This window comes from Altererythrobacter sp. CAU 1778 (genome assembly GCF_054482795.1).
The window spans coordinates 222,993-237,927 of sequence record NZ_JBTLRP010000002.1 but is presented as its reverse complement, the minus strand read 5'-3'; the positions used below and the strand labels follow the sequence as shown (position 1 = coordinate 237,927).

At 64.9% G+C, this 14,935-nt stretch carries 13 protein-coding genes and 1 tRNA gene; 4 read left to right on the top strand and 10 right to left on the bottom strand.

Features of this window, described 5'->3' with window-relative positions:
- Nucleotides 1-75: 75 nt before the first annotated feature.
- Complete coding sequence (locus tag ACXYN8_RS09185) at nt 76-1,374, top strand: spinster family MFS transporter (protein WP_458889129.1); 1,299 nt, start codon at nt 76-78, stop codon at nt 1,372-1,374.
- A gap of 514 nt (nt 1,375-1,888) precedes the next feature.
- On the opposite strand, the gene ACXYN8_RS09180 is transcribed toward ACXYN8_RS09185, so the two are convergent.
- The 5 genes from ACXYN8_RS09180 to ACXYN8_RS09160 all read right to left on the bottom strand — a co-directional run bounded on the left by ACXYN8_RS09180 (nt 1,889) and on the right by ACXYN8_RS09160 (nt 5,670).
- On the bottom strand, nt 1,889-2,992 hold the full coding sequence (locus tag ACXYN8_RS09180) for an OmpA family protein (RefSeq protein WP_458889128.1): 1,104 nt from the start codon (nt 2,990-2,992) through the stop codon (nt 1,889-1,891).
- Between the two features lie 306 nt (nt 2,993-3,298).
- A tRNA-Lys gene (locus tag ACXYN8_RS09175) sits at nt 3,299-3,374 on the bottom strand.
- Complete coding sequence (gene folK, locus ACXYN8_RS09170; protein ID WP_458889590.1) at nt 3,337-3,888, bottom strand: 2-amino-4-hydroxy-6-hydroxymethyldihydropteridine diphosphokinase; 552 nt, start codon at nt 3,886-3,888, stop codon at nt 3,337-3,339. Before folK ends, ACXYN8_RS09175 begins: the two co-directional genes overlap by 38 nt.
- Entirely contained in the window at nt 3,885-4,736 is an 852-nt protein-coding gene (gene aguB / locus ACXYN8_RS09165; protein WP_458889127.1) for an N-carbamoylputrescine amidase, read from the bottom strand. The genes folK and aguB overlap by 4 nt, the downstream gene beginning before the upstream one ends.
- A gap of 16 nt (nt 4,737-4,752) precedes the next feature.
- Entirely contained in the window at nt 4,753-5,670 is a 918-nt protein-coding gene (locus tag ACXYN8_RS09160; RefSeq protein ID WP_458889126.1) for a class I SAM-dependent methyltransferase, read from the bottom strand.
- A gap of 51 nt (nt 5,671-5,721) precedes the next feature.
- On the opposite strand from ACXYN8_RS09160, the gene msrA reads away from it, so the two are divergent.
- Nucleotides 5,722-6,267 carry a peptide-methionine (S)-S-oxide reductase MsrA gene (gene msrA, locus ACXYN8_RS09155; protein WP_458889125.1) on the top strand — a complete coding sequence of 182 codons (546 nt, stop codon included), beginning with the start codon at nt 5,722-5,724 and terminating at the stop codon, nt 6,265-6,267.
- 64 nt (nt 6,268-6,331) lie between these two features.
- Here msrA and ACXYN8_RS09150 read toward each other — a convergent pair whose 3' ends face one another.
- Complete coding sequence (locus ACXYN8_RS09150; RefSeq protein WP_458889124.1) at nt 6,332-7,561, bottom strand: RsmB/NOP family class I SAM-dependent RNA methyltransferase; 1,230 nt, start codon at nt 7,559-7,561, stop codon at nt 6,332-6,334.
- Nucleotides 7,562-7,618: 57 nt separating this feature from the next.
- Here ACXYN8_RS09150 and ACXYN8_RS09145 point away from each other — a divergent pair, with 57 nt between their 5' ends.
- Nucleotides 7,619-7,768 carry a DUF1674 domain-containing protein gene (locus tag ACXYN8_RS09145; protein WP_458889123.1) on the top strand — a complete coding sequence of 50 codons (150 nt, stop codon included), beginning with the start codon at nt 7,619-7,621 and terminating at the stop codon, nt 7,766-7,768.
- A gap of 116 nt (nt 7,769-7,884) precedes the next feature.
- Here the strand turns inward: ACXYN8_RS09145 and ACXYN8_RS09140 are convergent, their stop codons facing one another.
- Genes ACXYN8_RS09140 through ACXYN8_RS09125 form a run of 4 tightly spaced genes read right to left on the bottom strand, consistent with a single transcriptional unit; the run spans nt 7,885 to nt 13,619 of the window.
- Complete coding sequence (locus tag ACXYN8_RS09140; RefSeq protein ID WP_458889122.1) at nt 7,885-9,285, bottom strand: cytochrome P450; 1,401 nt, start codon at nt 9,283-9,285, stop codon at nt 7,885-7,887.
- 44 nt (nt 9,286-9,329) lie between these two features.
- Nucleotides 9,330-10,370, bottom strand: a complete 1,041-nt coding sequence (gene hemH, locus ACXYN8_RS09135) for a ferrochelatase (RefSeq protein ID WP_458889121.1) — start codon at nt 10,368-10,370, stop codon at nt 9,330-9,332.
- Complete coding sequence (locus ACXYN8_RS09130; RefSeq protein WP_458889120.1) at nt 10,367-12,652, bottom strand: xanthine dehydrogenase family protein molybdopterin-binding subunit; 2,286 nt, start codon at nt 12,650-12,652, stop codon at nt 10,367-10,369. Before ACXYN8_RS09130 ends, hemH begins: the two co-directional genes overlap by 4 nt.
- A gap of 1 nt (nt 12,653) precedes the next feature.
- The gene (locus ACXYN8_RS09125) at nt 12,654-13,619 is read right to left on the bottom strand and encodes an Mrp/NBP35 family ATP-binding protein (protein ID WP_458889119.1); all 966 of its coding nucleotides are present in this window, start codon (nt 13,617-13,619) and stop codon (nt 12,654-12,656) included.
- Between the two features lie 93 nt (nt 13,620-13,712).
- Between ACXYN8_RS09125 and hflK the strand changes: the two genes are divergently transcribed.
- Entirely contained in the window at nt 13,713-14,933 is a 1,221-nt protein-coding gene (gene hflK / locus ACXYN8_RS09120) for a protease modulator HflK (protein ID WP_458889118.1), read from the top strand.
- Nucleotides 14,934-14,935 lie beyond the last annotated feature (2 nt).

The following is a 14,935-nucleotide window of genomic DNA, read 5'->3' as shown; positions in this document are numbered from 1 at the left end:
GCCGACCTGCCGCGACGGCTTGACCTGCCCCGCTTTATCGCGTCAATCGAGCCTCCAGTGGAGAGGAATTGATTGATGAGCAGCCCGAATCTTGCGGCGCCTGGCGCGCAGGCAGAACAATATCGTTCGCGCGCCGGAGTTACGCTGGCGATGCTGACTCTGGTCTACATCTTCAACTTCCTCGACCGGCAGATCCTCGGCATATTGCAGGAGCCGATCAAGGCTGACCTGGGTCTCACCGACGCGCAGTTCGGCGCGCTGGGCGGCCTCGCTTTCGCTCTTCTTTATTCGGTGTTGGGAGTGCCGCTTTCGATTCTCGCCGACCGCACGCGGCGCAGCTGGGTCATCGGCGGCGCGCTGACGTTCTGGAGCGCGTTTACCGCCCTGTGCGGCACGGCGACGAGTTTCTGGCAATTCTTCATCTACCGGCTTGGCGTGGGCGTTGGCGAAGCGGGCGGCGTCGCGCCGTCCTATGCGCTGATTGCGGACTACTTCCCGCCGCAGCGCCGCGCGCGGGCGCTGGCGATCTTCTCGCTCGGCGTGCCGATAGGGCTCGCCGGTGGCACCCTGCTGGGCGCGTATATCGCTGCCAACGTGGACTGGCGCGCTGCCTTCCTGACGATGGGCGTGGCCGGCATCGTGCTGGCACCGATCTTCCTTTACCTCGTGCGCGACATTCCCAAGCCTGCCCAGCAGATGGCGGCAGCAGATCGCCCGTCGATGTTTGCCGCTTTCCCGATCCTTCTTAAGAAACCGAGCTTCTGGCTGCTCGCCTTCGCTGCGGGATCGAGCTCCCTGACAGGATACGGCCTCGCGCTGTGGACACCGGGCATCCTGATGCGCAGCTTCGGCATGGACCTGGTGACTACGGGGCAGTTCCTCGCATCGCTGCTGCTTATCGGCGGTACGAGCGGGATGTTCCTCGGCGGTTGGCTGGCCGACAAGCTGGGGCAGGCCGATCGCCGCTGGTATGCGCGCATCCCGGCGATTGCCTGGCTGATCACGGCGCCGACCTTCGCGCTGGCATTCATGGTGCCGATGCCGCTGTGGCTGATGTGGATCATCCTGCTTGTTCCCAATGCGCTGAACACCCTGTGGCTCGGACCGATCACCACGGCTGTGCAGAATCTGGTTCCGGCAGAGATGCGCGCGACGGCGTCGGGAAGCTTCTTGATGATCAACAACCTGATCGGCCTTGGTATCGGCCCCATGCTAATGGGTTTCCTGTCGGACGGGTTTACGGAAACCTACGGCAATGATGCGCTGCTTTACGCGGCTGTGGCGTGCCTGGGTTTCTACGTGCTCGCTGGCCTGCTCGTGCTGTTCGCATCGCGCACCCTGCGCGCCGACTGGATCGAGGAAGCGCACAACTAAGGCAGGCGAAGCCCCGGCGTCATGCGGGCGCGGGTCCATATGGCTTAGGAATATTTGGCTCGGTCCGCGAGGCTATTGCTTTGCGATAGCTTAGCGGTTGTTGGCGAGGGAACCGGGTTCCCCTCGTATAAGCCAGCCCGGTTGGGGCTATGATCCACGATTAGGGTTGCGTCGTTGGTTGCCGGGCTAATCGATGCGCGATCAGCCTAGGCGCTCATCACCTCCACCCAGCTCCTGATTGGGACGGGCCCATACTGGGGCCTAATCAACCTCTGAGCCGCGCAGCCTGACCTTTTCTCGCTCGCCTATAAGAGCACCACGTCGGGTCGGGAGCATGAACGCTCTCCGAGGGGACGTCTCCCAGACTTCGGCCAAAAACGCCCTGCCCTTTTGCGCCCCAGGCGCCCGGCCCGATCCGCCTGTAACCGCGCGGCAGCCGATCACGCGGGCATCGGGCAAAAGAAAAGGGGCCGGAAAACCGGCCCCTTCCCAAAGGTCTTGTGTGACCCGTCGATTACATGCCCGAACCCGGACCGTAGGTGATTTCCACGCGACGGTTCTGAAGTTCGCGAACGCCGTCGGCGGTCGGAACGCGCGGGCTGCTTTCGCCGAACGCTTCGCTGCCGATACGTGCACCCGGGATGCCCCGGTTGACGAGGTAGTCGGTGACAGCTTCGTTACGACGCTCGGACAGGCCGACGTTGTACTGCACGGTACCCGAACGGTCAGCGTGACCGGCCAGCATGATCGCGGCGTTGCCGCAATCGTTGTAGGCGGTGACGGCCGAGTTAAGGATCGTCGCTGCTTCCGCAGTGATGTCCGACTTATCCCAGTCGAAGAACACGATGTACGGACCCGTGTTGCACGGCGCCGCAGTCACCGGCGGCGGGGGCGGCGGGGGCGGCGGGGGCGGCGGGGGCGGCGGAGGCGGCGGCGGCGGAGCAGCCGGCTCACCGAAGTTGTAGTACACGCCCAGCAGGATCGAGTGCGAGGTCAGATCGGCTTCGAGATCGTCACCGGTTGCCGACACGAAGTCGAGGTTCGGTGCGTTGAAGTAACGATACTTCAGGCCGATGTCCCAGTTGTCGCTGACGGCTTCACGCACACCGGCGATCAGCTGCCATGCAAGACCGGAGTCGCTGTCGTCGACCAGCGCGCCCGATGCGCCATTGGCGATCGCTGCGTTGGTCAGTTCGAAACCGGCGTCGGTTTCAACGCGAGCGACACCGATACCGCCGCCGACGTAGCCCTGAAGGCCGTCGTCGTCACCGAAATCGAACAGGCCGTTGAGCATGAAGCTCAGGACGTTCGTGTCACCGGTTGCGTCGAATTCACCGGCACCCGTGAGCGCGATGCTGTCTGCGTCGAGATCCTTGTAGGCGCCTTCGGCTTCCAGACGGAATGCACCGAAGTCATAACCCACCAGACCACCGACGTCGTAACCGGCGTGGTGATCGATGCGAGCAACGTCGTTGACGTCGTTTACATCAACGTCGAGATCTTCGGCCATGACTGCGCCGCCTTCGAGGCCGATATAGAAACTATCGTCCCGTGCCAAGGCAGGCGAGGCAAGGGCCGTGGAGGCCAAGGCCATGCCCAGTGCTAGCTTGCGAACCATTAAACTTCCCCTTGTGGCACCCCCGACATTCAGGTCGAGGGCAAGAATACGAAATACGTCTTTAGGGAGGTTCCGACAGGATTGTCCGAGCATTTTCAAAGCCCGGCCATGTACCCAATTCGGATCGCCCTCCTGCATTGTCAAAAGCACGACCGGTGGAACGGTTCCCACCAATCTCGCCCGACAAAGCCGATTTCCTGAACTCTTGCAACATATTCCAACGGAAATCTGCCCCTTATCGGGCGAATGTTGCATAAAACACGCAGTTCAAAACTACCTGCGCCGCGTGTTTTTCTCAGGAAACTTTGGTGAGCCCTGCTGGGTTCGAACCAGCGACCTACTGATTAAAAGTCAGTTGCTCTACCGACTGAGCTAAGGGCCCACTCACCGGGCAGTCCCCTAGGCAGCACCTGCGGCCGGGTCAAGCGCGCGTGAAGCTGTCGAAGCGTCAGCGCGGTGACTGGGTCGCGCCAATCGGGCGCGATCGAGGCGGCGGGGCCGAGAACGAAGCGTCGCTTGCGAAAAAGCGGATGCGGAATTGTCAGATCGGAAGTTCGCCAACGGCCGCCACTCCATAATATTATGTCCAGATCGAGCGTGCGCGCCCGCCAGCGCTGGCCGATACGCGTGCGACCGTACGACGTCTCTATATCTTGGAGCAGGGACAGCATTTCGTCCGGCGGCTGGCGCCCACGCACGATCGCCGCTGCGTTTGCATAGACGCGCTGCGATGGCCCGAGCGGGCGCGTCGCAACGACTTTCGACCGAGCGACGACTTCGATAGCCCCGGAAGAGACCATGGCAAGTGCAGAAGCCAGCAGCGCGCGCGGATCGCCGAGCCGGTGATGGCGCTGGTTGCTCCCCAGCGCCAGGAGATAGAGGTGCTCGCCGCTCAAATATCCTCGCAAAGCCTTCCGTAAAGCTGGGGGCGCCGGTCGCGGAAGAAGCCCATTCCCGCGCGGTGCATGGCTGCGCGCTTCAGGTCGAGCCTTGCCATCAACACGCCGCTTTCCTCCCGACCGTAGTCGCAAAGATAATCGCCCCATTCGTCCGTGATGAAGCTGTGTCCGTAGAAGCTTTGTCCGCCTTCCACCCCGATCCGGTTGGCTGCAACCACGGGCATACAGTTGGAAACCGAATGGCCCAGCATCGCGCGGCGCCACATCCTGCTGGTGTCGAGATCGGCATCATAGGGCTCAGAACCAATGGCGGTGGGATAGAACAGCACTTCGGCGCCCATCAATGCCATCGCGCGAGCACATTCCGGGTACCACTGGTCCCAGCAAACGCCCACGCCGATGCGCGTGCCGAACACGTCCCACACCTTGAACCCGTCGTTGCCGGGACGGAAATAGTACTTTTCCTCATACCCCGGTCCGTCGGGAATATGGCTCTTGCGGTAGGTGCCCAGGATCTCGCCCTGCGCGTCGATCATCGCCAGCGTGTTGTAGTAGTGGTGCCCGTCCCGCTCGAAAAAGCTCGTCGGGATCGCGACCTTCAGCTTCGCCGCGAGTTCCTGCATCGCAACGACCGAGGGGTGCTGCGCCGTAGGACGGGCAAGCGCGAACAACTCCTCATCTTCCACCTTGCAGAAATAGGGGCCGGAAAAGAGCTCGGGCGGCAACACGATCTGCGCGCCGCCCGCCGCGGCTTCCTCCACCAGAGCGGAGACTGCCGCGATATTCTCGCTCTCGTCTTCGGAATTGAGCGCCAGCTGAAGCGCGGCGACAGTCAGTTCGCTCATGCGTTTGGCTGGCCTCTCAACGCTTGCGGAACAGCAGGGTCATGCGGTCGCTTTCGCCCATCGCTTCACGCCGGGCGTATTCTTCCGTGCCCTTTTCCGCGCCGCTGAACGAAGGCGCACGGGTCCAGACGCCGCCTTCGTGGTTGGCGGGATCGTTGGGGTTGGCGTTGATCTCGCTCGTATCCACGAGTTCGAACCCGTGCGCCTCGACCAGCGCAACGACGTCCTTCTGGCGCAGGTAGCCGTTCGCGCCGAGCGTGTAGTCGGCAGGAGCATCTTCCTTCGCGCGGTGCTGCACGATGCCGAGCATCCCGTCATCCTTCAGCATCTTGCGGATGCCGGTCAGCTCCGCATACATCGCGCCCGACCGAAGCAGATTGTGCATTTCCCGGAAGATCAGCACGCGGTCGACCGTTCCCGCGACGCCTTCGGGCACGTTAGCACTGTCGTAGTAGGTGACCGGGGCCCCCGTCAGCGACCATGCCGGATAGCTTTCGCCGAACTTGCCGGGCAGTCCGGCCATGTATTCTGCAAACCGATCCGAATCAGCGGCCGCAGGATTGGGCGACAGTCCGATGTAGCTGCCGCTCTCACCCAGATACGGAGCGAGGACGCGCGTGTACCAGCCGCCGGCGGGCATATAGTCGGCCACGGTCATGCCGGGGCGAACCTGGAAGAATTCCAGCGTCGCGGCCGGGTGCCGCCATTCGTCACGCGCGCGATCGTCCGCGCGGCGCGCGTCGGCCAGCACGGTCTGCATGATCGCCTGCGCCGCTTTCGTGTCTTCGTAAGTAGGGATGCTGGCACCATCGGGCAGCAGAACCTCCTGCTGTGCCGAAGCCGGAACACCGGCGAACATCGCGCCCGTGGCAATCGCAGTCAAAAGAGCAGCTTTCATCGTCCCAGCTTTCATCATCATCGTCCTCTCACTCATGGCAATCGGCTACGCCGTACCTACATTGCCAGCCACTATACGGAGATTTGCATGAGCGACAAACAGCAAGCGATCATTGCCGGCGGCTGCTTCTGGTGCACCGAAGCGGTGTTCCGCGACGTGATCGGCGTGAGCGAGGTCGAAAGCGGCTATATCGGCGGCGACGTGGCGGACCCGACCTACAAGCAGGTATGCAGCGGGTCGACCGGGCACGCGGAAGGCATTCGCGTGACGTTCGATCCCGAAGTCATCACCCTTCCCGAAATCTACGACGTCTTTCTCGGTACCCATGATCCGACGCAGCTGAATCGACAGGGCAATGATGTGGGCACGCAATACCGCAGTGCCATCTTCCCGCTCGACGACGCGCAGCGAAGCGAAGCGGAAGCCGCCATCGCCCGCTGGAACGCCGATCATGGCGGCCAGAAAGCGGTGACGACCATCGAAGGTCCCGCGCAGTGGTATCCGGCTGAGGAATACCATCAGGAATATTGGGAAGGCCAGGGCAAGAGCAATCCCTATTGCCTCGCGGTTATTCCGCCCAAGCTGATGAAGCTGCGCAAGAGCTTCCAGAAATATCTCAGGGAAGACGCCTGATCGCTTGATAAATCGGACATGAGAGCGGCCCTGACGAGACATCGCCGGGGCCGTTTTCGCGTGGCTAACCGAAGCGGGCGATGAAAAATCCGTCCAGCCTGCCATGTTCGGCGAACATTCCGGGATCAGTGCAGACAAAGCCTTCTGGCGTGGGCTGCAATCCGGGGGGAAGCTCCTCCGCAAGAATTGGCGATCGGGGCATCGCGCACCCTTGGGCCTGCGCTACCCCTTCGCCGGTTTCGAGCGAACAAACCGCGTAGACCAGCCTCCCGCCCGGTGCGAGCCATCCTGCTGCCCGGCCCAGCAATGCGGACTGCAATTCTGCCATCTCCGTGATCTGGCGATCCCCGATCCGGTGGATGACGTCCGGATGCCGCCGCGCGGTGCCGGTCGCCGTGCAGGGCGCGTCGAGCAGGATCGCGTCGAACGTGTCCCCCGGCTCCCATTCCAGCGCGTTCGCTGTGACGGCATGGGCCGCCAGCCCGGTGCGCTGAAGGTTGTCGCGCAGCCGCTCCATCCGCCGCTTGGAAATGTCCAGCGCGGTGACGTCCCAGCCCGCCGCAGCCAGTTGCAACGTCTTGCCGCCGGGCGCGGCGCAAAGGTCGAGCACGCGGCGCCCTTCCCCCTGCCCCAGCAGGCGTGCCGGCAGCGAAGCCGCGAGGTCCTGCACCCACCATGCGCCTTCGGCATAGCCTTCGAGATTTTCCACCGCCGTCCCGCGCGGCAACCGGACATGACCGCTTGCGAGAGATACGCCGCCAAGCCGCTGCGCCCATTCCCCCGTCCGTGCCGGATCGCCCAGGGCCAAGTCGAGCGGCGGCGGCGCAATCAGGCCCGCCGCAATCGCTTCCGCCCGGTCACCCCAGCGCGCCGCGACCTGAGGTGGCAAGGTGGGAACCGGCGGCAGAGCTGCTTCGCCGCGCGTCAGTGTCGCGAAAACGCCGTGCGCCAGCCGCTTGGGTCCGCCCGCCAGCAGGGGCAGTGCAGTCGCCACCACCGCATGGGGAGGCGTTTCCAGACGCAGCCATTGCGCCAGCATCAGCCGCAGCACCATGCGCGGCTTCGCATCGTCCGGCAGAACCTGTTTGGTCGCGGAATCGATCAGCGCGTCGAGATCGACCAGCCAGCGCAGAACCTCTCCCGCGATGGCACGCGAGAGCGCCTTGTCGGCAAAGCCGCGGACTTTCCGCAGCGCGTTGGGTGCCGCCTGATCGAGCGTCTCGCCCCGACGCAGCACGGCATCAAGCATTTTGAGCGCGGCGCTGCGCGCGGGAAGTCCGGGAATATCGGCCATGGCCTAGCGCCCTTAGCCGGGGTTGAAACTTCCCGCCAGCGCGCGCATTTCGAAAGCATGGCCGAGAAACCCAAAACGGAATTCGTGAAACCCGCGCACTGGTCCAACGACCCGCCGCCCAAGCCGGAGCCGCTGAAGGACGACGAAAAGCTAAGCCCCACCCGTTACGGCGACTGGGTCAAAAAAGGCATCGCCATCGATTTCTGATATCCTGATCGGCGACCAGACAATCAAAAAGCGCGAGCCCGCGCGCCCGCAGGTGCCCCGAAATGCAATGGAGGGGATAGCACCTAGGATGTCGCCCGCATGGGCAGACCAACAATCTAGAGCTTCACGAACTCTACCTTCAGCCCGTCCTTGGGCTTCGGGATAGGCCAGGCCTGCCATTCCGGATCGTAGCCGTCCGCGATCTCGATCCGATAGCGCGACAGCAGATGTGCCATCAGGATTTTCACCTGCATGTAAGCGAAGTGCAAGCCGAGGCACATATGTGCCCCGCCGCCGAAAGGTATCCATGCGTATTTGTGCCGCGCCTTCACCTGCTCAGGCGTGAAGCGCATCGGATCGAAGGTCAGCGGGTCGGGCCAGTGTTCCTCCATATGATGCACGTAATGCGTGTTGATGCCGACCGAGGTGCCTGCCGGGATGCGGTATCCGCCGAATTCGAATTCCTCCATCGCGCGGCGCGGCATGGAGGGGACCGGCGGGATGAATCGCAAGGCTTCCTTGAACGCCATTTCCGTCAGTTCCAGCTTGCCGAGGTCGTCGTAATCGACCGGCTTGCCCGCACCGCCCGTCACGGCCTCGATCTCCCGCCGCAGTTTCTCCTGCCATTCGGGGTGCTTGGCGAGCAGATAGACGAGCGAAGTCGCGCTCGACGTGATGGTGTCGTGCGCGGCCATCATCAGGAAGTTCATGTGATCGACCACTTCGTCGACCGGCAGCATCGATCCGTCTTCCCGCGTGGCGGTGGCGAACTGGCTGAACATGTCCTGCCCACCGCCCTCGGCGCGCCGCCGCTCCGTTTCGCGGGTGAAATAATCGACCAGGAAGGCGCGGCCCTTCACGCCCTTGCGCATCAGGGTGAAAGGCAGCGGCGAGCGCACCGGCGCGACCGAGGCCTGCACCATGTCGACGAACGCCTGATTGATCCGGTCCGCTTCCGGCCCGAAAGGAATGCCGATGAAGCTTTCAGCCGCTAAGTCGAGCGTCAGCTGCTTGATCGCGGGATAGAAGCGCATCGGCTTTCCGCCCCAATCGGCCACTTCGCGCGCGATCCCGGCATTGAGCGATCCGGCATAGTGCCGCATCGGGCCGGGCTTGAACGCTATCGAAAGCGCGCGGCGATCGACGCGGTGATGGTCGAAATCCATCAGCATCAGTCCGCGCGGAAACAGCTGGTCGAGGATCGGGCCCCAGCCCTGCTCGCTGGAAAAGATTTTCTGCCGATCGAACAGCAGCAGTTCGTTGGCGTCCGCGCCGATCAGCGCGACCTGCCAGCCGCCAAACGCCTTGTTGCGATAGACCGTGCCGTAGGTTTCGACCATGCGGCGAGTAAATCCGTGCGGATCGGCCAGCATCCGGAACGTGTTGCCGACCACCGGCAAACCGCCCTCGCCCGGAATATGCGCCAGTTCCGCCTCGCCAATGATGTCGTCCATCCAGTGCTTCGGCCGCGCCGGTGCTGGAGCGTGTGGAGAGGCGGCGGGAGCGAGCGTGGCCATCGGGGTTGCCTTTCGAGCTGCGGCGTTACTTACCCCGGTGTAAGTTATTCGGGGGCGGGAATCCAGCCCGACAGTTCGCGCCGCACCATCGCGTCCAGCATCGCCATACCCGGCGCACTGTCGTTGAGGCACGCGAGCGCGGCGAAATGCGTGCCGCCTTCCTCGATGAACTGGTCGCGGCCCTGCATCGCCAGCTCTTCAAGTGTTTCCAGGCAATCCGCGGAGAAGCCGGGTGCGGCAATGGCAATGCGCTTCACCCCCTCGCCAGCCAGCCGCGCAATGGTGTCGTCGGTGGCAGGCTCCAGCCATTTCGCCCGGCCAAAGCGGGACTGGAACGTGGTCTCCAGCCGAAGGCCGGGGAAGCGCAGGGAAAGCCGTTCGCCCAGCAGTCTCGCTGTCTTGCGGCAATGACAATGGTAGGGATCGCCCAGTTCCAGCGTGCGCTGCGGCATCCCGTGGAAGCTCAGCAGCAGCACTTCCGGCGCAAAATCGAGCGCTTCGATCTGCGCGGCCACGTCCTCCTCCAGCGCGTCGATATAAGCCGGATCGTCATGGTAGGGCGGCAGCGTGCGTATGGTCGGCTGCCAGCGCATCGCACGCAAGGCATCGCCCAGCTTGTCCATCGCGGTTGCCGTGGTGGCGCCCGAATATTGCGGGTAGAGCGGTGCGAACAGGATACGCTCGCACCCTGCGTCCATCATCGCGGTCAGGCGCTCTGAAATGGAGGGGTTGCCGTAGCGCATGGCCCAGTCGACCCGCACGCCTTCGCCCAGTTGCGCCTGCAATGCTCTCGCTTGCCGCGCAGTGATCGCCGCGAGCGGAGAGCCCTCTTCGCTCCAGACCTGGCTGTAAGCGTGCGCGCTTTTCTTGGGCCGCGTGTTGAGGATGATGCCGCGCAGGATCGGCTGCCAGGCAATTGCCGGAATCTCAACCACCCGGCGGTCGGACAGGAATTCCGCCAGATAGCGTTTCACCGACTTGGCGTCGGGCGCGTCGGGTGTGCCGAGATTGACGAGCATCACGCCTACGCGACCGCTCTTTGCGGGGGGATGGTCAACGGGGAGTTGCTGTTTTTGCCAGGTCATGTCGCGCCTGCAAGTAAGGGCAGACGGCGAAGACGCAAGCCGGTGGCCGAATGCAAAGCGTTGGCGATGGCCGGCGCGGCCACGGTCATGCCGATCTCACCCGGATCGAAAGCGGGCGCATCGCTGTCCACGAAGCTCACCTCTATGTCAGGCGCTTCGGCAAGGCTCGGCAGGTTGAGATCGCGCAGGCGGCCCTCGTTCGGTAGGCCTTGGGTGTAGGTTACCGCCGAGCCTACGGCGAGCGACAGGCCGAACAGCAGCCCACCCTCGATTTGCTGGCGTGCAATGTCGAGATTGACGATCCGGCCGATATCGACCGCCGCGGTCAGCTTCTCGACCCGCAGCCCGCCCTCTCCCGCGCGGGCGGTGGCGACCAGAGCGATGCAGCCGCCGCTTTCGACGCTGCCCATCCGGTGGCAGGCAAGGCCCTGTCCGCTGCGGTCGACGCCGCCGTCCCATTCCGCCAGCCGCGCGGCGCGGCGCAGACATTCGAACAGACGCTTGTCGTCGCCGAGCAGGCCCAGCCGGAAGGACAGCGGCTCGCGACGAGCGCGCTGGGCGAGTTCGTCGATGAAGCATTCGGTGAAGAAGGCGGTGTATCCGTCGCTCCCCCCGCGCATCCGCGACAGGGGCACGCCGACATCGACGGAAATGTGATCGACCGCGACATTGGGTATGCCATAGGGCGGCATGGCGCCTTCGCAGACGAGCGGGTCGATCTGCCCGGCGACCTCGGCCTTGGCCGACGCGATCCCCCCGCCGGAGAAAAGCCGCCGCCCCATCTCCTTCATCGCGGGCGGCGCGGCGATGCGGGCGCGCCAATGGGTCGGCACGCCGCCGGCCTCCAGCTTGGCGGTGAGCAGGGCCGAACAAGGCTGGCGATGCAGCCCGGAAAGCTGTTCCTGCCAGCGCGACAATATGAGCTGGACCGGTCGGCCCGTTTCGCGCGCGATCAGCGCGGCGTGGACGATCTGGCGATGGTCGAGCCGCCGGTCGAAGCTGCCGCCTGCGGGCATGGGATAGAGCACGATGTTGCGTTCGCTCATCCCCAGCGCGTCGGAAACGGCGTTTCGCGCCTGCTCCGGCGCCTGCGAGGCGGCCCAGAGTTCCAGCCGTCCATCGGTAAGGCGCGCCGTGACGCTGGAGGTTTCGGGCGTCGCATGGACGGCTGGCTGCACGTCGTAGCGCAGCGCGATGTCGGTTCGATCGAAGCTGTCGTCCCCGTCTCCGCGCGTGGCGATGCGCGCGCCTTCGCCGCCGCGCACCGCCTCGTCGATCCGCGCTTCCATCGCCTCGCTGTCGAGCGGTCCGTCGACCGTGAATTGCGGCGTCATCGCCGATACCGCGCGTTCCGCGGTCCACCAGTCCCGCGCCACGGCCGCCAGCCAGTTGCCGCCGCGCACTATCCCTTCGACCCCGCGCAGGCCGACAATGGAAGGCTTGTCGAAATTGGCGAGGCGCGAGAGCGCGCCGTCCTGCTGCAACGGCCCATGACGGATCGCGGCATAGAGCATTCCGGGCAGCCGCACGTCGCCTGCAAACTGAAAAGTGCCGTCCACCTTGGCCGGCAGGTCCAGCCGCGGGAAGTCGAGGCTGGCCGCAGCATCGGAGCCCATCTCAGTCGGCACCTCGCGCGGGGGCGTGGGTTCGAGCGGAGGCGGATCGGGCGGATCGTAGCTTGCCGCTTCCACCGCCAGCTCACCGAAGCGAAAACGCTTCTCGCCGTGACGCACGAAGCCGTTGGCGACCTCGCATTCCTCCCACGCCACGTTCCAGCGGTCGGCAGCAGCCATGCACAGCATTGCCCGCGCCGCCGCCGCGGCCTCGCGTGCGGGCATTTCATAAGCGTCCAGCGTCGTGCCCGCCGCCGTCGCCATGAAGCGGCGATCCTCGGCGAAGCGCCGCACCGCGAAGTCGTCCGGCTCGTCCGCGAGATCGGCGAATACCGGTTCCCACAGGCTGGCCCATCGCGCGGCGAGCGCGGTGTTGGCATAAGCTCCGCTAACAGGCGCGGGCTGCGCGGCGACCTGCCGCCAGTCAGCGCCGAGTTCCTGCGCGACAAGTTGCGGGATCAGCGTCGTCACACCCTGCCCCATTTCGAGCTGCGGCACGGAGACGGTCACCACGCCGTCGCTGGCAATCGTCAGCCACGCTCCGAACGCTGCCTCGTTATCGTCGGGGGACAAGGGGGGCGCGAAGCTGCGCGGAAGGACGGCCCACGCGACTGCCAGACCGCCGCCTGCGGCAGCGCCCAGCAGAAGGCCGCGCCGCGTCAGCCGCATCTCAGGCGGGGTCCTTCGCCAGCCAGTCGGCCAGCTGCTTCGCGATGGAGACATAATGTTCCGCCATCTCGCCGCCGTCTGCCACCGGCTGCCCGGCATCGCTCGCTTGGCGGATCGACGGGGCGAGCGGAATCTGACCGAGCAACGGCAGGCCCAGCTTCTCGGCCTCGGCCGCAACCCCGCCCTTGCCGAAGGGGTCGCTCGTCTCGCCGCAATGCGGGCAGATATAGCCCGACATGTTCTCGACCATCCCGATGATCGGCACGTCGACCTGCGCGAACAATTGCATCGCCCTGCGCGCATCGATCAGTGCGAGATCCTGCGGGGTGGAGACGACCACCGCACCGTCCGGACGGAATTTCTGCACCATGGTGATCTGCACGTCGCCCGTACCCGGCGGCAAATCCATCAGCAGCAGTTCCGCCCCGCCCCAGTCGGCTTCCATCAGCTGCGTCAGTGCGCCCGCCGCCATCGGCCCCCGCCATGCGAGCGCCTTGTCCGCATCGACGAGGTGTCCCATCGAAAGCATGGGAATGCCCCCATGGCCGCGCACCGGGATGAGCTGCTTGTCCTTCGCATGCGGCTTCGCCCCTTCGCTCGCCAGCAGGCGCGGTTGGGAGGGGCCGTAGACATCGGCATCGACCACCCCGACCTTGTGGCCCATCGCGTGGAGAGCGACCGCGAGATTGGCCGTCAGCGTCGACTTGCCGACGCCGCCCTTGCCCGACGCGATGGCGACCACCCGGCGGCGCAATTTCTCGCCCATCACGGCCACGCGTACTTCGGACACATCGGGCGCGGCCGTCAGTGCCTGCCGGCAGGCATCTTCCAGCGCCGCGCGGCCGCTCGCATCCAGCCCGCTGCCGTCGAGCACCAGCGTTGCCACGCCCTCGCTTGCGCGCAGGGTCTGGACACGGCTCTGCAATTCTATGGGAAGAAGGCTCAGAAGGTCATTATCGCTCGACATCGCCGCCCTGCTAGCGAGCCGCGCGGCGAAAGGGCAGGCAAAATCGCCAATGGTCCCCCTGTTTTTGCCGAGAATCGTTCCTATAAGTGCCCCATGCAGATTCTTGGCGGGATTTACGATCGTATCGCGCTGGCCATGGCCGGCAAAAAGAACCCCTGGGGCGGAAGCTCGAGCGGAACGTCCGGTGACGGCGGAAAAGGCGACGGCGGCTCTTCGCCCGGCGAAAAGCCTGGCAAGGCCAGCGGGCCGCGCAATCCGTGGCTTCCCGGCGGTGGCAGCGGTTCGGGCAATCCGGACGAACCGCGCCGTTCCGCCAGCATCGACGACATCTTCAAGAACCGCGGCCCCGAAGGTCCGCGCCGCCGCGCCGGCGGTCCGGGCGGTCCGAACTTCCGCATTCCCACCGGTCCCGGCGGACGCAGCTGGTTCCCCTACGCCATTGGCGCGATCGTCGTCGTCGGGCTGCTCGCAAGCAGCGCGCACCTGATCGCGCCGAACGAGGAAGCCGTGGTCAAGCGGCTGGGCAATTACCATCGCACGCTCGATCCGGGCCTGAAGCTCTCCTTCCCCTGGCCGATTGAAACCGTCGACGTGGAAGACGTGCGCGGCGTTCGCGCGGTTCGCATTCCGGAAAACCAGCAGGCGACCAAGCTGATCCTGACGGGCGACCAGAACCTCGTCGATCTGAGCTACATCGTTCGCTGGAACATCAAGGATCTGGAAAACTTCAAGTTCCGGCTCGCCGAGCCGATCGAGACGGTCAACGAAGTGGCAGAGGCTGCCATGCGCGCCACGGTCGCGGAAAAGACGCTCGACGAGACGTTCTCGGGTCAGGGCCGTGCAGAGATCGAGCTTGCGGTGCGCGAGCGGATGCAGCGCACGCTCGACGCCTATCGTTCGGGCATCGACGTGCTCGGCGTGGAAATCGACAAGGCCGACCCACCGAGCGACGTGGTCGATGCCTTCCGCGATGTCTCCGTTGCCGAACAGAATGCCGATGCGGCGCGCAACCAGGCGCGCGGCTACGCCCAGCAGGTGCTCGCCCAGGCAGAGGGTGAGGCCCAGGCCTTCGACAAGGTGTACGAGGAATATCGCCTCGCGCCCGAAGTGACCCGTCGCCGCCTCTATTACGAGACCATGGAACGGGTGCTCAGCCAGACCGACAAGACCATCATCGAGACGGACGGGGTTACGCCCTACCTGCCGCTGCCCGAGGTTCGTCGCCGCGCGCAGCAGCCCGCCACGCCGCAGGTCACCACGCCGTCGCGCCCCGCAGCGCAATCGTCCTCGCAATCGCAGCAGGGAGGCCAGTGACC